19 protein-coding genes and 1 riboswitch are annotated in these 22105 nt (G+C 63.9%); of the genes, 10 read left to right on the top strand and 9 right to left on the bottom strand.

The window, feature by feature from the left end; translation table 11 throughout:
• Positions 1 to 10: 10 nt before the first annotated feature.
• Positions 11 to 643 (bottom strand): class I SAM-dependent methyltransferase, encoded by a 633-nt coding sequence (locus ACVNHC_RS00690; protein ID WP_374628549.1) that lies wholly within the window; start codon positions 641 to 643, stop codon positions 11 to 13.
• A gap of 93 nt (positions 644 to 736) precedes the next feature.
• Here ACVNHC_RS00690 and ACVNHC_RS00685 point away from each other — a divergent pair, with 93 nt between their 5' ends.
• Positions 737 to 1639: a LysR family transcriptional regulator gene (locus ACVNHC_RS00685; RefSeq protein WP_050470984.1), complete on the top strand. Its 903-nt coding sequence runs from the start codon at positions 737 to 739 to the stop codon at positions 1637 to 1639.
• A gap of 8 nt (positions 1640 to 1647) precedes the next feature.
• On the opposite strand, the gene ACVNHC_RS00680 is transcribed toward ACVNHC_RS00685, so the two are convergent.
• Entirely contained in the window at positions 1648 to 2205 is a 558-nt protein-coding gene (locus tag ACVNHC_RS00680; protein WP_457166178.1) for a DUF2585 domain-containing protein, read from the bottom strand.
• A gap of 261 nt (positions 2206 to 2466) precedes the next feature.
• Here ACVNHC_RS00680 and ACVNHC_RS00675 point away from each other — a divergent pair, with 261 nt between their 5' ends.
• The 4 genes from ACVNHC_RS00675 (at position 2467) to ACVNHC_RS00660 (ending at position 7777) form a co-directional block, all read left to right on the top strand.
• Complete coding sequence (locus ACVNHC_RS00675) at positions 2467 to 4056, top strand: peptide chain release factor 3 (protein ID WP_457166177.1); 1590 nt, start codon at positions 2467 to 2469, stop codon at positions 4054 to 4056.
• A gap of 301 nt (positions 4057 to 4357) precedes the next feature.
• Positions 4358 to 5914, top strand: a complete 1557-nt coding sequence (locus ACVNHC_RS00670; RefSeq protein ID WP_457166176.1) for a methyl-accepting chemotaxis protein — start codon at positions 4358 to 4360, stop codon at positions 5912 to 5914.
• Positions 5915 to 6032: 118 nt separating this feature from the next.
• On the top strand, positions 6033 to 7076 hold the full coding sequence (locus ACVNHC_RS00665) for a class I SAM-dependent methyltransferase (RefSeq protein WP_457166175.1): 1044 nt from the start codon (positions 6033 to 6035) through the stop codon (positions 7074 to 7076).
• Positions 7073 to 7777 (top strand): pseudouridine synthase, encoded by a 705-nt coding sequence (locus ACVNHC_RS00660; RefSeq protein WP_457166174.1) that lies wholly within the window; start codon positions 7073 to 7075, stop codon positions 7775 to 7777. Before ACVNHC_RS00665 ends, ACVNHC_RS00660 begins: the two co-directional genes overlap by 4 nt.
• Positions 7778 to 7832: 55 nt before the next feature.
• Here ACVNHC_RS00660 and ACVNHC_RS00655 read toward each other — a convergent pair whose 3' ends face one another.
• From ACVNHC_RS00655 to ACVNHC_RS00640, 4 genes are all read right to left on the bottom strand, one after another.
• Positions 7833 to 8666 (bottom strand): acyl-CoA thioesterase, encoded by an 834-nt coding sequence (locus ACVNHC_RS00655; RefSeq protein WP_094462189.1) that lies wholly within the window; start codon positions 8664 to 8666, stop codon positions 7833 to 7835.
• On the bottom strand, positions 8663 to 11038 hold the full coding sequence (gene metE, locus ACVNHC_RS00650) for a 5-methyltetrahydropteroyltriglutamate--homocysteine S-methyltransferase (RefSeq protein WP_457166173.1): 2376 nt from the start codon (positions 11036 to 11038) through the stop codon (positions 8663 to 8665). The genes ACVNHC_RS00655 and metE overlap by 4 nt, the downstream gene beginning before the upstream one ends.
• Positions 11039 to 11146: 108 nt before the next feature.
• A riboswitch (cobalamin riboswitch) is annotated at positions 11147 to 11356 on the bottom strand.
• Positions 11357 to 11406: 50 nt separating this feature from the next.
• Positions 11407 to 12906, bottom strand: coding sequence for an ATP-binding protein (locus ACVNHC_RS00645; RefSeq protein ID WP_457166172.1), 1500 nt, complete (start codon positions 12904 to 12906; stop codon positions 11407 to 11409).
• Positions 12903 to 13631, bottom strand: a complete 729-nt coding sequence (locus tag ACVNHC_RS00640) for a response regulator (protein ID WP_457166171.1) — start codon at positions 13629 to 13631, stop codon at positions 12903 to 12905. The genes ACVNHC_RS00645 and ACVNHC_RS00640 overlap by 4 nt, the downstream gene beginning before the upstream one ends.
• Positions 13632 to 13933: 302 nt before the next feature.
• On the opposite strand from ACVNHC_RS00640, the gene ACVNHC_RS00635 reads away from it, so the two are divergent.
• From ACVNHC_RS00635 to ACVNHC_RS00625, 3 genes are all read left to right on the top strand, one after another.
• Positions 13934 to 14935: an EF-hand domain-containing protein gene (locus ACVNHC_RS00635; protein WP_457166170.1), complete on the top strand. Its 1002-nt coding sequence runs from the start codon at positions 13934 to 13936 to the stop codon at positions 14933 to 14935.
• 700 nt (positions 14936 to 15635) lie between these two features.
• Complete coding sequence (locus ACVNHC_RS00630; protein ID WP_058900455.1) at positions 15636 to 16766, top strand: type III PLP-dependent enzyme; 1131 nt, start codon at positions 15636 to 15638, stop codon at positions 16764 to 16766.
• Between the two features lie 13 nt (positions 16767 to 16779).
• Positions 16780 to 17337: a GNAT family N-acetyltransferase gene (locus tag ACVNHC_RS00625; protein ID WP_122519565.1), complete on the top strand. Its 558-nt coding sequence runs from the start codon at positions 16780 to 16782 to the stop codon at positions 17335 to 17337.
• Positions 17338 to 17376: 39 nt separating this feature from the next.
• Here the strand turns inward: ACVNHC_RS00625 and ACVNHC_RS00620 are convergent, their stop codons facing one another.
• The 3 genes from ACVNHC_RS00620 to ACVNHC_RS00610 all read right to left on the bottom strand — a co-directional run bounded on the left by ACVNHC_RS00620 (position 17377) and on the right by ACVNHC_RS00610 (position 20881).
• Positions 17377 to 18393, bottom strand: coding sequence for an Ldh family oxidoreductase (locus ACVNHC_RS00620; protein ID WP_050470995.1), 1017 nt, complete (start codon positions 18391 to 18393; stop codon positions 17377 to 17379).
• A 69-nt stretch (positions 18394 to 18462) separates the two neighbouring features.
• Positions 18463 to 20295: an adenylate/guanylate cyclase domain-containing protein gene (locus tag ACVNHC_RS00615; RefSeq protein ID WP_186392520.1), complete on the bottom strand. Its 1833-nt coding sequence runs from the start codon at positions 20293 to 20295 to the stop codon at positions 18463 to 18465.
• A 187-nt stretch (positions 20296 to 20482) separates the two neighbouring features.
• Positions 20483 to 20881 (bottom strand): hypothetical protein, encoded by a 399-nt coding sequence (locus tag ACVNHC_RS00610; protein WP_186392607.1) that lies wholly within the window; start codon positions 20879 to 20881, stop codon positions 20483 to 20485.
• A gap of 293 nt (positions 20882 to 21174) precedes the next feature.
• Between ACVNHC_RS00610 and ACVNHC_RS00605 the strand changes: the two genes are divergently transcribed.
• Both ACVNHC_RS00605 and ACVNHC_RS00600 read left to right on the top strand, forming a co-directional pair.
• The gene (locus tag ACVNHC_RS00605) at positions 21175 to 21351 is read left to right on the top strand and encodes a hypothetical protein (protein WP_163001219.1); all 177 of its coding nucleotides are present in this window, start codon (positions 21175 to 21177) and stop codon (positions 21349 to 21351) included.
• Between the two features lie 3 nt (positions 21352 to 21354).
• Positions 21355 to 22035 (top strand): AAA family ATPase, encoded by a 681-nt coding sequence (locus ACVNHC_RS00600; RefSeq protein WP_457166169.1) that lies wholly within the window; start codon positions 21355 to 21357, stop codon positions 22033 to 22035.
• Positions 22036 to 22105: the final 70 nt, after the last annotated feature.

Here is a 22105-nt window from a genome sequence, read left to right as displayed (position 1 = left end):
GGCAGAAACCTCATGCCATGCGGCGCGCCACGATGAAGTGGCAGGGCGGACTGACCGGAAAATCGCCTGTTTCCAGGATTGCAAATCCATGTGCCCTGACCCGGTCCTCAAGGTCTTTCCGGGACAGAAAAAGCACATGCGGGGCCTTGCCGGCGAGCTTCATCAGGCCCAGCACCGGCCGGAGCAGACGGTAGGGTGAATCGGACAGACAGACGGTTTTGGAGATGAACAGCCCGCCAGGACGGACCCGCCGGGCAAGCGCTGCCAGAGCTGCATCGAGATTGCGCGACAGGTGCAGGATGTTGAAGGCCATGACTGCATCGAAGGGCCCCTCCGGCAGGCTTTCATCATCGAGTGCGGCAACCTCGAATGTGACGTTGACCGGCGCATCTGGCTCCAGAAGCTTTCGTCTTGCGATCTCGATCATCGCGGCGGAGATATCCGTGCCCAGAATGTGAGCCGTTGATCCCGCAAGGCGCAAGGCGGTCGTTCCGGTGCCGCAGCCAGCTTCCAGAACATCGGAATGAGGCGGCAGGAAACTGCGCGTTCTTTCGAGAGTGTATTCGTAGGACTTTATGTCCTTGATGGGGGAGCGCGCATATTTCTCAGCCGCCCTGTCCCAGAACTTCGCGTCACTGTTCATCTGCTGTCCCTGCGTCTTCGCCGAACTCCTTGGTAGATCCATGCGGGAAAATTTGAAATTGCGGATTCATGTAATCATGATATGCAAAAATGCATGAATTGGCCAAAGCTCGCCTTTGACTGGAACCATGCCCGTGCGCTGGCCGCGGTGGCGGATCTTGGCTCCCTTTCGGCTGCGGGCAAGGCGCTCGGACTTACCCAGCCGACTGTCGGCCGTCAGATTGCCGCCTTGGAGCAGGAGCTTGGCCTTGTTCTGGTGGAGCGGACGGGGCGCACGCTCGTCCTGACGGAAACGGGCAGGCAGCTCGTGGAAGCGGCCCGGTCAATGGCGGAAGCGGGCCTGCGGCTCAGTCTCGTGGCCTCAGGTCAGGCGCAGGCCGTGGCCGGGCCGGTCAGCATTTCGGCTTCTGACATGTTTGCGCATTATTTGCTGCCACCGGTCCTGCGCCATCTGCATGCCATTGCGCCCGGCCTGGAAATCGAGCTGATCTGCTCCAACGAAATCAGCGATCTGAAGCGGCGTGAGGCAGATATCGCCGTTCGTCATGTCCGGCCGGAGGGGGGAGACCTGATTGGGCGCCTGTTACGGCACACGGACGCCCATCTGTATGCCGCACGCAGCTTTCTTGATCAGGCCGGACGTCCTGAAACGGCCGCTGATCTGACCGGTCAGCCCTTCGTCGCTTTCGGCAACAAGGCTGAAATGATCAGATATCTGAAGATGTTTGGCATCCAGGCGGCTGAACGGGACCTTCGTTTCAGTTCGGCCAGCGGCACGGCCGCCTGGGAAGCGGTGCGGCATGGGTTCGGCTACGGCTTCATGGCCGTTGACTTCATTCCTTTCGCTCCGGAGGTCGAGGTGGTGCTGCCCGGGGAAATCAGCATCAGCTTTCCGGTCTGGCTGGTCACGCACCGGGAGCTCCACACCAGCCCGCGCATCCGGCTCGTGTTCGACGTCCTGGCAAAGGCACTGTCAGCCCAGCCAGAGCTGCGCTGACAGCTCCCTCAAGCCCCTCCCTGCCAGACCTTGATGGCCTCCAGCGGATAAAGCAGCATGATCACGTTGAGGGTCAGGTTGTCGCGGATGACCCAGAGGGCGATCAGCTCGAAGGCGATGGCGACGGCAACCGTGACCCAAACCGGCATGCGGGCAGCGAACCAGAAGCCGGCGAGCATCCAGAGGATATCGGCGATCGAATTCAGCACGCTGTCGCCGGTGTAGCCCACGGCGATGGTGGCCTCGCGGTAGCGGTCGATGACCCAGGGGCTGTTCTCGACGATCTCCCAGGCCGCTTCGATGACGATGGCGAGCAGCGCCTTTTCGCCCAGCGGGCGGGCGGGCATCACGAGCCAGGCCAGTCCAAAGAACAGGAAGCCGTGGATGATGTGCGAAGGGGTGTACCAGTCGGCAATATGCTGGGAGGAGCCGGAGACATCGCTCGCCGGGGTCCAGAACTTGACGTAGCCGCATTCGCAGATGGGAATGCGGCCCATGGCGAGCAGGATTGCGGCGGTGGCGGCCAGAAGAACGAGGCCGGTGATGAAGGAAGCACGTGCGGACAAATGGGTCTCCTGTTGAAACTGCCCATATCATCCTTAGCCGCAGGCGCTTGCGCTGGCCAGAGGCGCTGCGTGACGGCTCGGGGCAGGGGGCCCGGGAAGCGGCGGGAAAGCCCTATTCTGTGCTGGCATTCTGGCGCTGCTGGCTCTATGACCTTGCGCCAATGACAGACCCTGCCGGCTGAAGTCTGCGGCCTGGCGCGCCCGCGCTGCCTTGCCCGCCTACGCTTCGCCTGTGCCCCGCCTCTCGCCAAGGAGCCGACCATGACCGCCCCCTATCTGACCCGCCGTACCTTTGCGATCATCTCGCATCCGGACGCCGGCAAGACGACGCTGACGGAAAAGCTGCTGCTTTCGGGCGGCGCTATCCGGGCTGCCGGTCAGGTGCGTGCCCGCGGCGAGCGGCGCCGCGCCCGGTCGGACTGGATGAAAATCGAGCAGGAGCGCGGCATCTCGGTGTCCTCCTCTGTGATGACCTTCGAGCGCGGCGGCATCATCTACAATCTTCTCGACACGCCGGGCCACGAGGACTTCTCGGAAGACACCTACCGCACGCTGACGGCGGTGGATGCGGCCATCATGGTGATCGACGCGGCGAAGGGCATCGAAACCCAGACGCGCAAGCTGTTCGAGGTCTGCCGCCTGCGCGACATTCCGATCATCACCTTCGTCAACAAGATCGACCGTGAAGGCCGCCACGCGCTGGAGATCCTCGACGAGGTGCAGGAGGCGCTGGCGCTGGACGTGTCACCGATGACCTGGCCGGTGGGCATGGGCTCGGATTTCTTCGGCATTTATGACTGGCATCGCAAGACGTTCCAGACTTCGTCCGGCGAACGCGGCGGTGCCTATGCCCGTACGCTGGAGGTCTCCGGTCTGGAAGATCCGGTGCTGACGGACTGGGTGTTTGACCGCATCATGGGCGAATTGACGGAAAATGTGGAACTGGGCGCGGAAGGCTACACTCCGTTCGACCGGGAGAGCTTCCTTGAGGGGCATCTGACGCCGGTGTTCTTCGGCTCGGCCCTGCGCGACTACGGCATCAACGATCTGCTGGATTTCATTGCCGAATATGCACCAGCACCCCACTCGCAGGCGGCAACGGGCGGGCGGACGATCAGCCCGGACGAGCCGGATGTGACCGGTTTCGTCTTCAAGGTGCAGGCCAACATGGACCCCAAGCACCGCGACCGCATCGCCTTCGTGCGCCTGTGCTCTGGCACCTTCAAGCGCGGCATGCGGCTGAAGCATGTGCGCGCGGGCAAGAGCATTGCCGTTTCGGCGCCGATCCTGTTCTTCGCCGAAGAGCGCGAAATTGCCGATGAGGCCTATCCCGGCGACGTGATCGGCGTGCCGAACCACGGCCAGCTGCGCGTGGGCGATACGCTGACGGAGGGCGAGGAAATCCACGTCACCGGCCTGCCGGCCTTCGCGCCGGAGGTGCTGCGCCGCGTGCGCCTGTCCGACACCATGCGCGTCAAGCAGATGCGGCAGGGCCTTTCGGATCTGGCAGAAGAGGGACTGGTGCAGATCTTCAAGCCCGACCTTGGCTCCAACTGGATCGTCGGCGTCGTCGGCATGCTGCAGCTCGACGTGGTGGTGGACCGCCTGAAGAACGAATACAGCACCGAAATCGGCTTCGAGACCGTGCCCTACACGACGGCGCGCTGGATCGAGTGCAATGATCCGGTCAAGTTGCAGAAATTCATCGAGGCCAACCGCATGAGCGTCGCCCTCGACCGTGACGACAAGCCGGTCTTCCTGTTCAAAAGCGGCTGGGAAGTCAATTACGTAGGGGAAAAGAATCCCGATATCGGTTTCCGCGAGACCCGCGAGATTGTGCACAGTGCCTGATTGTTGATCCGTTTGCCGGAACGATTGAATGGCATGGAGAAACTGGCTGCCTCCTAGTTGTTTTGACAGGGCTCTGTCTGAATGACTTGAGAGGCTAAGATTGTCGTAACATCTATCCCGCATCATCCCACATGGTTTGGTACGTTCACCACATGCGACAAAGAGGGATTGCGGGATGCGTGTTTCAGGGAAGCTGCTGAGTATTTTCTCCGCAATGGCTGCCGTCGTTGTTGTGACGGGCGTGTTGACCTTTGTTCAAAGTACAAGACTGGCAGACGCGGGGCTCCATGTCGGCGAGAAGTTGGCGCCGCTCGCTGACGCTGCGATGGAAATCAAGCTGACGGCCACCCGCGCCCATCTGGTCTTCGAAGAAATCATGACCGGGGACGAGGGCGAGGACATCAACGAAGTCTGGGACCTGCTGAAGGAAGCGCGCTTCTTCGCCGGGGCCATCCTGAATGGCGGCACCAATGATGAGGGCAGGTTCTTTCCCACGGAATCGGCGGAAGTGCGCCGGGTGATGCAGGGTGTTCTGAAAGAACTCGATACCTTTGAGGGTGTCGCCCGCGAGCGTTACAGGAATGTGGGCACCGACATAGCCGGCAGCACGGCTGACGAAACGTTTGACAAGGCGTTCGACATGCTGATCGCCGAGGCCGATGTGGCGGAAGAGCTGATCAAGGAAGAGATGGCCGAAGGCATTGCTGGTCTGCGTGCCACCGCCAGCGTTGTGGCGCTGGTGCAGATGATTTCGATTGGCGCGACCCTTGTTGCGGCCATTGGCGGCTGGCTGTTCCTGCGCTCGCGCATCGCGGTGCGGGCGGATGAACTGGCGGCAACCGCCGGTGCCCTGTCGCGAGGGGAGCTGTCCCACCGGCTGCCGGAATGGTCCAGTGCGGATGAATTGGGCGATCTGCGCGATGCTCTTGCCGGATTCCGCCAGTCGTTGATCGAGCAGAATGAGCTTGCCGAGACCGTGCGCAGGCGTGAGGACGAGGCGCAGGCCGAGAAGGCCGAACTCATGCGCCGCCTTGCCGAGGACTTCCGCGCCACGACCGGCAGCTATTTTGATGCTCTGCAGAATGCGGCGGTGGAACTCGGGCGTGATGTTTCGGCGATGGACGCGACCGCACGCCAGAGCAGCGGCATGGTGAGTGCCGCCGCCGACGCCGCGCTGCAGGCATCCGCCAATGTGGAAACGGTTGCCGCGGCCTCCGAGGAGCTTTCTGCCTCGATCGGTGAAATCACCCGGCAGGTGACGACCACGGCACAGGTGGTGGATGATGCCTCCCGTCAGGCAGAGGCCACGAACCAGAAGGTGACCAGCCTTGCGGTCGCGGCCGACAAGATCGGCCAGGTGGTAACGCTCATCCAGGAGATTGCCGCCCAGACCAACCTTCTGGCGCTCAATGCCACCATCGAGGCGGCGCGGGCCGGCGAGATGGGCAAGGGCTTTGCGGTCGTGGCATCCGAGGTGAAGCAGCTTGCCTCCCAGACGGCCAAGGCCACGGACGAGATCTCCAGCCAGATTTCGGCCATTCAGGCCTCGACGGATGACGCGGTGCTGGCGATCGAGAAGATCACCGAGATCATGCGTACCATTGATGAGCACGCCGAATCCGTCAGCCGCTCCGTCGAGCAGCAGGGGCAGGCGACAGCGGAAATTGCCTCCAACGCACAGGTCACCTCCGCCCGCACCTCCGAAGTTACCGGCAACATGGAGCAGATGCGCAGCGCGGTGGCGCAGACGAATGAGACTGCGGCCCGGCTCATGACTTCCTCGCATGCGGTGGGCAGCCAGACGGATGCCCTGCGCCGTGCGGTGGATGACTTCGTGCGCAGGCTTGCCGCCGCGTGATCTGCCTGCAGGCGGTGCAAGGCGGCTTTGACCTTGCCCGCTGCGGCTTGTATGAGTGCGGATGAACCGGCCGGGCGGCAGTGCAGAACTGCCGCCCGCCTGCATTGAAAGCGCCGCCATGTCCGATCCTGTCCTTGAAACGCTCTTCCTTCCCTTTCTGAACGGCACGCTGGACCTGCCCAAGGCGCGGGGCAGCATCCTGTTTCTGCGTGCCCGCGCGGGCGCGGACCTGAAGGAGCTGCCCGAGGGCGCGCTGGTGCCGGTGCAGAGCTTTGCGCCCGACCGGGATGCGCTGGCCGCAATGGGCCATACGGTGCTGCATCAGGCCGAGGGTGAGGGCTATCCGCTGGTGCTGGTGCTGCCGCCGCGCCAGAAGCAGGAAGCCCGTGCCCTGCTGGCCGATGCCGTGCGGCGGGCTGCTCCCGGGGGGCTGATCGTGGTCTGTGCGACGAACGCAGAAGGCGGCAAGGCGCTGGAGGGTGATCTCGAAAGCCTTGCCGGGCTCGACGGCAAGCTGTCCAAGGCCAAGTGCCGCGTTGCCTGGACCATCAAGGACGAGGCCCGCGTCAACGGCGCGCTGGTGGCCGAATGGGTGGAACTGGATGCGGTGCGCCCGATCCTTGACGGGCAGTTCGTCAGCCGTCCGGGCGTTTTCGCCTGGGACCATATCGATGCCGCTTCCGCGCTGCTGGCGGCCAATCTGCCGTCGAGCCTGTCCGGCGAAGGTGCGGATCTGGGCGCGGGCTTCGGCTATCTGTCCACCGAGGTTCTCAAGCGCTGTGCCAAGGTGACGGGGCTCGACCTTTACGAGGCCGAACAGCGGGCGCTGGATCTGGCGCGCGAGAATGTGACGCCACTGGCCACCGGCCGCCGTCTCGGCTTCCACTGGGTGGACGTGACCAAGGGGCTGAACAAGACCTATGACTTCATCGTCACCAATCCGCCCTTCCACCAGACCGGCAAGGCCGGGCGGACGGATATCGGCCAGGGCTTCGTCCGCGCGGCGGCGCGATCCCTGAAGCCGGGCGGGCATCTGTGGCTCGTCGCCAACCGGCATCTTCCCTACGAGGGCGTCATCAATGAAGTCTTTGCCGAGGCCATCATGGTGGCGGACGAGGGCGGCTACAAGGTGATCCACGCACGCAAGGCGCGCGGCCGATGAGACTGGTCAAGCTTCTCGCCAACCTCGGCTACGGCACCCGCAAGGAAGTGCAGATCGCCATTCGCAACGGCTGGGTGACCGACCGGGCCGGGCAGCGGCTCAAGGCCGATTCCAGGACCGCTCATGAGGACATCCTGTTTGATGATGAGCCTCTGGATCCGCCGCAGGGCATGATCCTGCTGCTCAACAAGCCGGTGGGCTACACCTGCTCGACCAAGGATCAGGGGCGCCTCGTCTATGACCTGCTGCCGGACCGGTTCCGCTACCGCAAGCCGGTGCTGTCCACCGTTGGCCGCCTCGACCGCGAGACAACCGGCGCGCTGCTCTTCACCGATGACGGCACCTTGCTGCACAAGATCATCTCGCCCAAGGCCGAGGTGCCGAAGGTCTATGAGGCCGAGCTGGACAGGCCCTTGCAGGGCAATGAGGCTGAGCTTTTTGCCTCCGGCACGATGATGCTGGAGAGCGAGGACAAGCCGCTGAAGCCTGCCGAACTGGAAGTTCTGACCCCGCAGAAGGTACGGCTGACGCTCCATGAGGGCCGCTACCACCAGGTCCGCCGCATGTTCGCCGCCACCGGCAACCACGTGAACACCCTCTCCCGCATCCGCATCGGCCATCTGGGGCTGGACGGCGTCGCAGAAGGCAAGTGGCGCCTGCTGGATGCCACGGACGTTGACAAGGTGTTCGGAACGGTTTGAGGGACGTGCGGCAGAACAGATCTGCCTGCCGCACCCTTAAAGGGGCCCCGTTCCGTCAGCTTTCGGGTGCGCTTGGCTTCTGCCGCGCAGCCACCGGCCGGTGTGAGGCATCCACTGCGACCATGACGAACTGCCCTTTCGCGGCCAGTTGCCTCTTTCCCGTCAGCAGGCCTTCGGACCACAGATCCACCTCGACATGAATCGAGGACCGTCCGACGGAAGCTATCCGCGCCATGGCCTCCACGATTGCCCCAAGGGCGACGGGGTGGTGGAAGTCGATCTGCCTTGTTGCTGCCAGCACTGTGAGCCTGCCGCTGAGCCGCGAGGCGCTGATGAAGGCTGCCTTGGTCATGAAGGCAAGAGCGTGGCCGCCGAACAGGGCACCATTGCCATTGACCTGATCTGCAAAGACAATGTCCGCCATGCACAGTTCGTCAGGCCTGGCAGGGGCTGCCTTTTCCGTCAGGGGCGGAAGGCTCCAGCCGGCAGTCTTTCCTTCACCGGGCATGGCAACCATGTGGAACACACCCGCCGTGCAGAGATGACGTTCGCCGCCCAGAATGGTCTGGGCAGCCATCTTCACTTCCACAGTCAGCGACCGGCGCCGCACCTCACGGATGGAAGCGTCAAAGGAGACGATCTCGCCCACATGCGCGGGCTTGTGAAAACTTACATTTTCGCAGGAGGCAGTGACGAAAGGCGCACGGCCGTGACGGCTGGCAGCGATGAAGGCGATCCGGTCCATATAGGCCAGACCGGCACCGCCGAAGAGTGTGCCATGGTGGTTGGTGTCGCCCGGAAAGACGATTTCCAGCAGAGTGGCGATCGGGGCTGGCGCGTGCGCCAGCCCTTCCTGCAGGGTTGAAGTTGAAACAGCGGTGGCCGTCATGCTGCGTCTCCGCCTTGTGTGCAGGCATTTGCGGCACGGCGCAGGGCGCGGGCTGCCTCAACCATGTTGATCAGAGCCGGGCGCACCTCATCCCACTTGCGCGTCTTCAGCCCGCAATCCGGATTGACCCAGAGCTGGCCGTCGCGCAACCGCTGGCGCGCGAGGCCCAGCAGGGTTTCGATCTCGCCGATGCCCGGAATGCGGGGCGAGTGAATGTCATAGATGCCGGGACCGATCTCATTCGGGTAACCCTGTGATGTCAGGGCATCCAGCAGTTCCATCCGCGAGCGGGAGGCCTCAATGGAGATGACATCCGCATCCATGGCGATGATGGCGGGAAGAATGCCATTGAACTCCGAGTAGCACATATGGGTATGGATCTGGGTCGAGTCTCCCGTCTCGCTGCAGCAGATGCGGAAGCAGCGGATGGCCCAGTCGAGATAGTGATCCCAATCCCTGCGGCGCAGCGGCAGTCCTTCCCGCAGGGCGGCTTCATCGATCTGGATCATGGAGGCCCCGGCGGTCTCCAGGTCCGACACTTCATCCCGGATGGCGAGGGCGATCTGCCGGCAGACCGTTTCGCGTGGCAGGTCGTCGCGCACAAAGGACCAGTTCAGGATGGTCACCGGACCGGTCAGCATGCCTTTGACCGGCTTGCCTGTCTGGGACTGGGCGAAGCGCCACCAGTCCACCGTCATGGGAGCGGGCCGGGAGACATCACCGTAGATGATGGGGGGACGCACGCAACGGGAGCCATAGCTCTGCACCCAGGCATTGCGGGTGAAGGCAAAGCCTTTCAGCTGCTCGCCGAAATACTGCACCATATCGTTGCGCTCGAACTCGCCATGAACCAGTACATCAAGGCCGATTTCGTCCTGCCAGCGGATGGCTGCGGCGGTCTCGCGCTTGAGGAATGCCGTGTAATCCTCATCCGCCAGCTTGCCGCGCCCATGCAGGGCACGGGCCTTTCGTACATCTGCCGTCTGCGGGAACGAACCGATCGTGGTGGTTGGAAAGAGCGGCAGCGGATTGCGGGTGCGCTGCAGCACCTGCCGCAAGGCAAAAGGCGCTCCGCGCAGCTGCTGCCCCGTGCCGAGGGCCTGCACTCTTGCCTGCACGGCGGGGTCGCTGACCCTGTGGGACCTGCCGCGCGTTGCAAGGGCTGCCGCGGCCGTGTCAAAGGCCGCCTGCGTGTCGCCGTCAAGCTGGCTGCTGCCGCTGGCCCGGGCTGCGAGAGCGTTCCGCAAGGCTGCAAGCTCGCCCAGCTTCTGCGTGGCAAAGGCGAGCCAGGAGGCAAGCTCCTGATCGAGCTCCGTTTCAAGCGCGAGATCCACTGGCACATGCAGCAGGGAGCAGGACGGTGCGATTTCGATGCCGCCGGGCCAGGTGGCTGCCGCGCTGATGCAGTCGAGGCATCGGGCGAGATCCGCACGCCACACATTGCGCCCGTCGATGATCCCCAGTGACAGGCGCAAATGCTCCGGCGCATTGGCCAGCAAGGGGGCAAGGGTCTGCGGTGCGCGGACAAGATCCACATGCAGTCCGGCAACGGGCAGGGAAAGGGCCGTTTCGAGGTTGTCCTCAAGTCCGCCGAAATAGGTGGCCAGCATCAGGGAGAGGCCGGGAACCTCTGCGGCGAAGTACCGGTACGCCTGCACCAGCGCTTCCTTCTCGATGGTGGAAAGGCTGGTCACAAGGCAGGGCTCATCCATCTGCACCCAGTCTGCGCCTGCCGCCTTCAGCTCCTTGAGGATCTGGCCATAGACCGGCAGCAGCTTCTCCAGCAGCGCGAGAGAGGCTGATCCGTCACGCGTCTTGGCAAGCGTCAGGAAGGTCACCGGCCCCAGAATGACGGGCCGCGTATGAATTCCCAGAGCGGCGGCTTCCCGGAAATGCTCCAGCGGCTTGTTGCCGGTCAGGGAAAATGTTTGCCCCGCGTGCAGTTCCGGCACCAGATAATGGTAATTGGTGTCGAACCATTTGGTCATTTCCAGCGCAGGCTTTGTCTCTGCCCCATCAGGCGACTGGCCGTTGCAGTTGCAGAGGTGGCTGCCAGTGCCGACTGAGCCTCTGGCAAGGGCGAAGAGGGTGGCAATGGAGACCGGTCCGCCGGTCCAGCCATAGCCATCCGGGATTGCCCCGGTCATCACCGCCAGATCAAGGACATGGTCGTAGAGCGAGAAATCGTTGGACGGGATGATGTTTATTCCCGCCTCCCGCTGATGCTGCCAGTGGGCCGCGCGCAAGGTGCGGGCCTTGGCCTGCAGGGTGGCCTCGTCAGATTTGCCTGACCAGAAGTCTTCCAGAGCAAACTTGAGTTCGCGCTGTCTGCCAATTCTCGGAAAACCGAGGTTTGCGGTCTGTATGCTCATTTCCTTACCCCGAAGGTTGCGGGCAAGGTATGGGCATGACGCAAGACAGCCTGAGCACGCGCATGCGTGTGCCGGGCGGAACAGGCGCACACCGGGACACCCCGCCCGAGAACGTTATCTACCGTGGCAGGTCTCCTGGCTTGCAGGTCATCACGGCCATTCGTCTTCCCGGGGCGTCTTCCCCAGTGACATGGTGAATGGCAGCTCGCTGCTTACAGTTGCGGGGGCAGCTCCGGCATGGGTACATCACTGCACCGCACCGGATTCCCTCTTAGCTCCGGATCACTGATCCGCAGAACCACGATGAAGGCAGTGTTGCCGCAATATTTGCGCATGTCAATGATATAAAGATATCTTTATATCGCTCTTTAGAGCGGCAGCGTCACCGTGGCGGTGAGGCCGCCTTCGGGGCGGTTGGTGAGGATGATGGTGCCGCCGTGGGCGTGGATGAGGGAACGGGCGATGGCAAGGCCGAGGCCGATGCCGCCCGTTTCGCCGCTGCGCGAAGTCTCCAGCCGGACGAAAGGCTCGAACACGTCGCCCATCCGGTCTTCTGGAATGCCGGGGCCGTCATCTTCCACGCGGATGATGACTTCACGCTGGCCTGTCTCCACCGAAATGCGGGCTGCGCCGCCGTAGCGGATGGCGTTTTCGATCAGGTTGCGCAGGGCACGCTTCAGCGCCATCGGGCGGCAGGGCAGGGTGACAGGGGCTGTCTCCGCATCTGCCCCGGGTGCCATCAGGCGCACATCGTGGCCCATGTCGGACTGGTCACCTGCAAGGCTTTCCAGAACGGCGATGAGGTCCACCGCTTCACGCGGCTCGCTGACGGCTTCGTCACGGGCGAAAGCGAGAGTGGCTTCCGTCATCGCGGCCATTTCATCCAGCGTGGCGATCATCTTCTCCCGGTTCTCGTCATCGTCGATGAACTCGGCCCTGAGGCGCAGGGAGGTGATGGGGGTGCGCAGGTCGTGGCTGATGGCGGCCAGCATGCGCGTGCGGTCTGCCACGAAGCGGCTCAGCCGGTCCTGCATGGCGTTGAAGGCGGAGATGGTGCTGCGCAATTCGCGCGGGCCTGCCTCCGGCACCGGCGGCACGTCTTCGCCCCGGCCCAGCCGGTCGGCAGCATCGGCCAGCTGGCGCAAGGGGCGGGAGACCTGCCGGATGGTGAAGGCAACGATGGCGATGATGGCCAGAGCCATCAGGCCCATCTGCAGGACCAGCGTGTAGAAGGCGCCGGGTGGCGGCGGGCGCTGGCTGGTCACCACGTTCAGCCATTGCCCATCGGCCAGAGGCACGGAAAACTCGATCGCAATCAGCCGGTGGCGCAGCCGCTCCTCGCGGCGGCGCTCCCGCTCCTCCAGCTTTTCAAGATTGGTATCGCCTGCCTCTTCGCGCTTCTTCCGGTCTTCGCGCGGCGGCCTGCTGGAGCCTCTTTCAGCGCCTCTTTCCGGGCCTTTGCCCGCTGCGCTGAGCGAGGCACGGATGCCGGGGTCCTGTCCGAGCTCGTCGGCCAGTGCTGCGGCAAGCCGCCGCTCCGCGCCGGACTGGGGCACGTTGGCCACCGAGGGCTTCTGGTCCAGCCAGAAGCGGGTGATGGCAGAGCTGGTGGCCTGCAGCAGCTGGGTGCGGGTCGTTTCGCCGGAGGTCTCCAGCAGCGGCACCAAGGAGGCGGTGCGGACAATCACCCCGTCGCCGATCGCCTCATAGACCGCAAGCCGCCGCTCCCCGGCAAAGAGCCAGATGGAAACCGCCTGGCTGCCGATGAGGGCGATCAGGAGCAGCGCGATGAGCTGGCCGCCAAGGCTGCGCGGCCACAGGCGCCGGAGAAAGGCGGCGGATTTGCGCAAGAAGGCGGGCGCGGTCATGCGTCAAGCTCCTCCACGGCAGCGGTGAACATGTAGCCGCCGCCCCAGACGGTCTTGATGATGCGCGGCTCCTTCGGGTCCTCCTCGATCTTGCGGCGCAGGCGGCTGACCTGATTGTCGATCGACCGGTCGAAGACACCGGGCGTGCGCCCGCTCGTCAGGTCCATCAACTGGTCACGGGTCAGCACCATGCGCGGCCGCTTGAGGAAGGCGAGCAGCAGCTGGAATTCGCCGCTGGACAGCGCGATGGGCGCACCTTGCGGGTCAAAGAGTTCACGCCGCGCCGTATCCACGGTGAAGCCCTCAAAGACGAGGCGCTCCTGCGTGATCGGATCGCGGGGCTTGGGCACGCTGGCGGTGCGGCGCAGGACGGCCTTGATGCGGGCCAGCAGCTCGCGCGGGTTGAAAGGCTTGGTGACATAATCATCCGCGCCGATCTCCAGGCCGATGATCCGGTCGGTGTCCTCCGCCATGGCGGTGAGCAGGATGATGGGCGGGCCATCTGAATCAACCAGGCTGCGGCAGAGGCTGAGGCCATCTTCGCCGGGCATCATGACATCCAGCACGAGCAAATCGATGACGGCGGCCTTCAGCGCCTTGCGGGCAGAAGCTGCACTTTCCGCGGCCGTCGCCCGGTAGCCGTTCTTCACCAGATAGCGGGCCAGCGTTTCCCGGATATCGCGGTGGTCATCGACCACAAGAATATGGGGGCTTGGCTCACTCATCACGCTGATTCCGGTTCACTGTTCTCTGCCGGCGGGCTGATGCCGCCGTCCTTCATCTTCTAGGTAGCGCCATTTTCCGCGCCGGGGCAGGGGAAAGTGTAACAGTCTGTCGCAGGAGGCCAGACCTGTCACAGGTCACGACACTTGGGCCTCCTGCCCGCCCTAATCCGGCGCGGATCCTTCGCCTATGTTCTGGTCATCGCAGGACGGCACGGCGGTTTCGCCAAAGACCGCCAGGCACAGACCGCAAGGTACGCCTTGCCGCTGCAGACATCCGGATAGGCCGGAAAAGGAGAAGATTGATGACCGCACTCAAGACCATCGCCATTGGCACGCTTGCTGCCGCGCTTGCCACCTCTGTGGCCGGGATCGCGCTGGCTGACAGCTTCGGGCCCAAAGGCTGGGGCGGCATGGACCGCGAAGGCGGCCGCCACGGCGGACGGATGATCGAAATGTTCGATCAGAACAAGGACGGCGCCGTCACCCAGGATGAAGTGAACGCCGTTGTCGCGGAGCGCTTCGCAGCCGCTGATGCCGACAAGGACGGGCGCGTCACTCTGGAAGAATTCAAGGCTTACCGCCTTGCTCAAATGCAGCCGATGAAGGTGCGTGCCTTCCAGCGGCTGGACCGCGATGGCGACGGCAAGGTCACCCGCTCCGAGTTCGACCGCATCTCTGACCGCATGTTCGCCCGGCTCGACCGGGATGGTGACGGGGAACTGAAGGCGATGCCGGTGCCGCCGCGCGGCCCTGAAGGCCGTGGTGCCGAGGCACGTGGCCCTGGTGGCAAGGGGCCGGAAGGTAAGGGACCGGAAGGCCGGGGTCCGGAAGGGAAGGACCGTGAGGGCTGGAAGATGGGCCATGGCCCCAAGGGTCCGCATGGCCGCCACGGCATGATGATGATGGAGATGTTCGAGCGCTTCGATGTGAACGGCGACGGCACGGTGACACGCGCTGAATTCGACGAGGTGCGCGGCCAGCTCTTTGCCCTTGCTGACACGGGCAATGCCGGCAGCTTTGACCTGCAGGGCTTCGATGCGCTGTTCGCCAGCATGGCCGAGCCGCGCCTGGTGCGCATGTTCCAGCGACTCGACACGGACGGCGACCTTGCCATCACCGCCGAAGAAAACGCGGCACGGACTGCTGATCTTGTGGCCCGCATGGACCGTAACGGAGATGGCGTGCTGACCAAGGCCGACTTCCGCAAGGGCGGCAAGGAAGGCCGCAAGGGCCCGCATGGTGAGCGCCACGGCGACCGCCAAGGTGGCGACAAGGGCAAGGGCCCGCAGGGCCGCCAGGGCTGATCTGCAGGCGCAAACCTGAACAGAATCAGATCTGTCCGTCAAAAGCCGCCAAGCTTCGCCCCCCGAACGGCGGGCAGATCTCAGCCGAAGGGCCGCCCCAGTGCGGCCCTTCGTGCTTATGAAGAAAAGCATCTGATTGCTGCTGGGACGGCATGCCGTTGCCCCATCTGCGGCCGCTGCGCGGCGGGCTTCTGCGCGCGATGTTTGCACGTCTAAAAAAGTGGCGAAAATCCGGCGTTTACCTTGTCTTTTCCAGGCTTCCGGCTTCACGAAAAAAATCTGCGCCTCATTCAAAAAATCCCTTGAACATGACAGCGAATGAGCGCAAATAACCCTTGCCCAAATTCGCACGTGCCCGTGGTCGTCCATGAATTCCAGTGGCAGTCAGACAAGCCCCACTACGACTCTTGGGGTCTGACAAAACCGGACGGCTTAAAGCAACGACGTAAGAGGGCTTTTTTGGTCTCTGCCGGGTTTCCACATCCCGGGGTTACTGAAGAGGCACTTGTTACTTCATTGCCGGCCGTGCGGAGCGATCCCCGTTCCAAGCCAAGGCATCCCATAAAGGGACAGTGTGCAGCCCCCGCTGTGCGCTCGACCGATCGTCACCTCTTGCCGAGCCTCCCTGTCCATACCGGAGGGCTCCGCGGCGAGCGGACGGACGACCTCGCGCCAAGACTTGATGAACGGGAGAACCCCGATGACCGATCGCATCCGTGAATTCCTCCGCCAGCGCACCGAAGATGGTCCTTGCGTTGTTGTCGACCTTGACGTTGTGCGGTCGAACTACGAGGCTTTTGCCCGTTCGCTGCCCGACACCTCCGTCTTCTATGCGGTAAAGGCTAACCCGGCCCCCGAGATCCTGAGCCTGCTGGCTGAACTCGGCTCCTCCTTCGATTGCGCCTCTGTCGGCGAAATCGAAATGGCTCTGGCCGCCGGTGCCAGCGCCGACCGCATTTCCTATGGCAACACCATCAAGAAGGAGCGCGACATCGCCCGCGCCTTCGAGCTGGGCGTGCGCCTCTATGCCGTCGACTGCGAAGCCGAAGTCGAGAAGATCGTCCGTGCCGCACCGGGCGTGCGCGTGTTCTGCCGCATCCTGTGCGATGGCGCAGGCGCCGAATGGCCGCTGTCGCGCAAGTTCGGCTGCGCTCCGGAAATGGCTCCGGACGTGCTGGAAGCTGCGCACCGCGGCGGTCTCACCGCCTATGGTGTCTCCTTCCACGTCGGCTCGCAGCAGGCAAACCTGGGCGCATGGGACAGCGCGCTGGCAACCGCAGCCGGTGTGTTCCGTGAATGCGCCACCCGCGGCATCCCGCTGAAGATGGTCAACATGGGCGGTGGCTTCCCGGCCCGTTACCTCAAGGATGTCCCGGGCGTTCCGGCCTATGGCAATGCCATTTTCCAGGCTCTGACCGATCACTTCGGCAACAACCTGCCGCAGACGATCATCGAGCCGGGCCGTGGCATGGTGGGCGATGCCGGCCTGATTGAAGCGGAAGTCGTGCTGATTTCCCGCAAGTCGGCTGACGACACCGTGCGCTGGGTCTATCTGGACATCGGCAAGTTCCATGGCCTCGCCGAGACCATGGACGAGGCGATCCGCTACCCGATCCGCACGCCGAAGGATGGCGATGCCACCGCGCCCTGCGTGCTGGCAGGCCCGACCTGCGACAGCGTGGACGTTCTTTACGAAAAGACGCCCTACGAGCTGCCGGTCTCCCTGTCGATCGGCGACAAGGTGCTGATCGAGTCCTGCGGTGCCTATACGACGACCTATTCCACGGTCGGCTTCAACGGCTTCGCCGCTCTCGCATCCTACGTGATCTGAAGGATCAGGTGAGATGATCGAAATCCTGGACGAGGCGCCGGAGCACACCGGCGCCCGCGAGCTGCTGCTCGACCGGGCGTTTGGTCCGGACCGGCATCAGAAAACCTCCGAACGCCTGCGCGAAGGCCGCGTGCCGGCCATCGCCCTGACCGCGCTGGATGACCTTGGTGTGCTCGTGGGCACCCTGCGCCTGTGGCATGTCACGGCCGAAGGCGGCCAGGGCTTGCTGCTGCTCGGACCGCTTGCGGTGGAGGCCACTTGCCGCAGCGAAGGGCTTGGCGCGCGTCTGATGCGTGCCGCGCTCAATCAGGCCGCCATTGCCGGCTTTGGCGGCGTCATGCTGGTGGGCGATCATGCCTATTATGCAAGGTTCGGCTTTTCGCCGGACCTGACGCTTGGCCTTGATCTGCCGGGACCGGTGGAGCGTCAGCGCTTCCTCGGCCTCGAGCTGAAGGAAGGCGCACTCGCCGGAGCCTGTGGCCTCGTCGAGGCAAGCGGTGCGGAAGATCCGGTCTATGCGCAGATGATGCCTTTCACCGGACTGCGCAGCGTCACCTCCCGCGCGGCCTGAACCAAATGCATGAGCCCTGTGCCTGCGATGGCGCAGGGCTCATGCAACTGCGATGATCTGCCGGATTTCGTCCAGAATCGGAACCGGGATTGACAGACCTTCGGCGGTGGCTTTCTGCCGGGCAGCGAGGCGGCGGGAGCCGGGCAGGCGTGCGCCGTCTTCAGCCGCCACCGTATCCAGCAGGGTATCCATTCTTTCGCCAAACAGGCCGCCGGACACCAGCTCCGGGTCAATGGCAATGATCGTCTGGCCGAGATTGAGCACCGGCCCCTCGGACGTGAACAGGCTGGGTGCCTCAAAGGCCAGGCTGGCGCCCACCATGGCGGCGGACATCACTTCCACCATCATCGCCAATGCCGCGCCCTTGGCCTCGCCGATCGGGATCATGGTTCCGGCCATGGCTGCGCTGGCATCGGTCGTCGGATTGCCATCGGGATCAAGCGCCCAGCCTTCGGGAATGGATTTGCCTGCCTTTTCCGCTGCCATGATCTTGCCCTTGGCGACGCGCGAGACTGCCAGATCGATGATAAGCGGCGCGCGGCCCTTGCCGGCGGGGGCGGCGAAGGCAATCGGGTTGGTGCCGAACAGCGGCGTCCGCCCGCCCCAGGGCGCGATGGATTTCGGCGCGTTGCCATAGACGAAGGCTGCCAGCCCATGTTCTGCCAGCTTTTCGCAATGCGCCCCGGCCTGGCCGAAGTGATGCGAGCGGCGCACGGCTGCCATGGCAATGCCCAGCTTATGCGCCCGCCCGGGCAGATGCTGGATGACCATGTCAAAGGCGGGATAGGCAAAGCCGTCGCAGGCATCCACCCTGAAGAGGGCCGGTGTCACATCCTCCAGCTTCGGCACCGCATGCCCGTTCACCTTGCCGCTGCGCGCTTGCCCTGCATAGGAGGGAACCCGTGACAGGCCGTGCCCGCTCTGGCCATCTGCTTCTGCGGCCACCAGCGCCTGCGCAACGCTTTCGGCCACATCCGGTGCCGTATTGCTGGCCACAAGGGCTGCAACGGCCAGTTCATGAGCTTCGGCAAGGGTAAGTGTCTCGGTGGCGGACATGGCGGGCTCGCGGCAGGGTGTCTGATATGTCTGCCTAGCATGCCGGAGCTCATCCGGACAAACGTGGTGTCAGGTTTCCTCCCCCGGCAGCGACAGCCTCACCACCGTTACCGGCTGGGTCTTGCCCTTGACGGTCTGCTCGCCGAGCGGTGTGACGACGGGGCGGGCGGAGCCTTGCTGTGCGGCAAGGGCGCCGGCTACCTCGGCGGAGGCAAGGATGATGGCTTCCGCGCCGGGCTCTGCCGTGTGGCCGAGCCTCTCCAGTCTTGCGGCGATGTTCACCGTATCGCCGATGACGGTGTAATTGACCCGGCCCGGTGCGCCGATGTCCCCGACGATCAGGGGCCCCACATGAAGGCCTGCCCGGATGCGCACGGGGGCAAGGCCTTGTTCGCGCCTGACGGCATTGTCGGCCTTGAGCGCCCGTTCGATATCGAGTGCTGCGGCTGCAGCAGCTGCTGCGGGATTGTCCATGTGATCGGGCGCGCCCCAGAAGGCCATGACGCTGTCGCCGATATATTTGTCGATGGTGCCGCCGTGGCGCTCGACGACGCTGCCGATGAGCGTGAGGTGGTGATTGACGAAATCCGCCGTCTCCCGTGCGTCCATGCCTTCACAGATGCTGGTAAAGCCCACCACATCGGTGAAGAGCACCGCCACCTGGCGTTCCTGCGGGGCGGCGCTGCCGCTGCCTTCACGCAGCAGCTTGAGAACGAGGCTGCGCGGCACGTAGCGCACGAAGGCGGTCAGCGCCGTCGTCATGGCGTTGAAGCCGCTGGCCAGATCCTTCAGTTCCTCGATGCGGCTGGAGGGCAGGGGCTTCAGCCCGGCAATATCCAGCCGCGCGATGGCCCGCGCGCCTGCCGCTGCCCGGCGGATGGGCTGGGCGATGCGGTAGGCCATGACGGCGCTGCCCGCAAGAGCTGCGGCCAGGATGGCCAGGGCAATGAGAATGGAGACGTAAAGCTCCTCCAGCGGCTGCTCCAGAACGGAGGCAGGCATGATCGCCCCGGTGATGACCGGCAGCTCGCCGAATTTCGTCGCCGTGCGCTCCAGCACCACATAGTAGCGGCCATGCTCCTCCGTCTCGCCCTCAAACATGGCGTGGGCTTCATTGAGGTCGAACCGGAGCGGATCAACGGGCTTCAGGCTGGCAAGGCGGGCGAGCAGCGGGTCGGGCGCGTCCTCTATGTCCACAAGGTCATTTTCTTCGGACAGGGTGGCATCCAGCGGGTCGAGATCCGGGTGGGCGAGAATGTCGGCCTCTCCGTAAAGAAGAAACACCTTCAAAGTCTCGTCAGACAGGGTTTGCGCAATGCGGGACAGGCCGGAAGAGGGGATGGAGACGGCGGTGTAGCCCAGATAGGTGCCTTCCCGCCTGACCGGGACCACGTAGGAGAGCAGCGTTTCCTGGCGCTGCGCATCGTAGTCCGGCGGCAGCCAGAAGGGGACATCTGCGGTCTCCGCCTCTGTGAGGCGGGTTGTCAGCGCCGCATCCTCCGTGTGCGGGATCCGGCGCAGCATCATGCCGCCGCCGGGCATCTGGCCGACTTCCAGCGCATCGCCCTGCGCTGCACGGGCAACGGTGATGCGGGTACCCTCCGGCGCGGCGGCCAGCCCGCCAAAGGCAAGGCGCGCCACATCCTCATCCAGCGCGATGGGCGAGGCGCCGCGCGCGAAGGCAGCGGCTATGAACCCTGCCTGATTGCGCAGGACGTTGATCTTGCTTTCGAATTTCTGCTCATAGGCATCCATGCCAAGATCGACGAGCCGGCTGCCGAGCCCGGCCACGATCCGCCGGGAGGCCGTGCTTTCCACATAGAGGACGGAAGCGGTGGTGAGAAAGACGAAGGTGCCGATCACGGTGGCGAGCGTGGGCGTGAGGCGCAGGGTAAAGGGCATGGGCTGTCGCTGGCCTTGTCGTTTCATCCGGCGGCAGGGCTGATCCGCACAGATTCGCTGAAGGCTCATCCTAACCCGCATTGGCGGCCTCTGTCCGTTTGCCCCGGAAAGTGGCAAGACAGCACAAAGAAAAACCCCGCCGGGCGAACCGGCGGGGGCAAAACCATCGCGTCAGGGCAGCAACAGATCAGTTGCAGACTTCCTGATGGCCGACGACAACATACTGGCCGATATAGCCATCCCAGCGCTGCACCGGGCTCAGGTAGCAGCGGACCGGCGGGGGAGGCGGCGGCGCGTAATAGACCGGACCACCATAGACGACCGGCGGCGGGGGCGGCGGTGCATAATAGGCCGGGGGGGCGTCGATATAGTCCGGGCCGCTGTTGGCCATGGCCGTTCCCAAAAGGGCGCCGGCGGCAAGGCCGACGACAGCACCGGCTGCCAGCGCGCCGTTGCGCCCATCCCGCGCTTCGGCAGAGCCCGTGGCGGCGCCCAGCGTCAGCGCACCGGCCATCACCAGCGCCAGCGCGGTGGCGCCGGCTTTGCGGGCGAGAGCCGCGAAATTCATGTTCGATACAGTCATCATGACTTCGTCTCCGAAGGAACCGGCCCCACCGCCTCGTGCCCATTCTCAAGAGGGCGAAACAGGGGCACCGGACCAAGCTCAAACTATCTGAACCCGGATCGCGGCGAAGTGATGGCAATCACAGAGGGCAGGAATCCTTCCCCGCAGACGGCCACCTCAATGGCAGTGATAGGGTTTAGCGCGCCATCGCGGTTCCCGGCCTCCGGGGCATTGCGGGCGCCCGTGCGGCAGCGCCCTCAGCATTTGCTGCTTGGTCCGGAAAGCACTATATTGCAGGCATCAGGAGATCGAAGATGCTGTTGAAGAAGTTCGATGAGAACAAGAAAGCCCTGATGCAGATCGGCCGGGAAGCGATCGCCGAGAGCCGCCGTTTGGGGCTGCCAGTCTCTGCCAAGGATCTCGAGAATGAGGCCAAGGATTGTGCAGAACACGATAAGGAAGAACGCACTCCTGCGGCCATAAGGCGGTAAAGCTTGCCGCAGCCTTCCTGTATCATCCTCGGCGGCCCGAATGGTTCGGGTAAAACATCAGCGTTTGCAAAGCTGAATCTGGATGGTGTTTGGGTTAATGCCGACGAAATTGCACGTGCGCTGCCCGGCTCCGGCGGCGGCAAGTCAAGAGAACGCCGGGCATCCGAGATTGTGCTGCGCCAGCTTTCGGAGTTGGTGGGTGCACGTCAGCCGTTTGTCTTCGAGGCAACGCTTAGCAGCCGGCATTCCATCAATCTGATGTCACGTGCCAAGGCGGCCGGGTTCCTGGTTGGCCTCTATTACGTTGCTTTGGATGATGTTGAGACGAATATTGAGCGCGTGCGGCAGCGTGTACTCAAGGGCGGTCATGACATCCCCGAGACTGTCATCCGTGAGCGCTACAAGCGGTCACTCGACAATCTGGCGGAAGCTCTAAGGTTGGCTGACGAAGTCCTTTTGATCGACAACAGCGCGATCCAGCCTCATGAGGTGATCCGGATCTGCGCCGGGGAGGTCAAGGCATCCGCCATCGATGAGGGCAAGGAACTGCATCGTCTGTTTTCGGCCAAAGTCTGCGAGGCCTATGCTCTGGTGCACCTCGACGGTGGCTTCAAAACCACCAGCCCAATCCGCCCTGTCCAGAATTCCCCCACTCACGACGCTGAACCGGATGCTGAAGAGTAGATTACGGGAATTGCTCCGGCCGGTACCTGTCAGCGCCTGCCCTTCTTTCGCGCTTGGCGGGGGGCGGGGT

The sequence above is a fragment of the Pannonibacter sp. Q-1 genome, assembly GCF_054073275.1.
The sequence above is the reverse complement of the archived record's forward strand: the minus strand, read 5'-3'. Positions and strand labels throughout refer to the sequence as shown.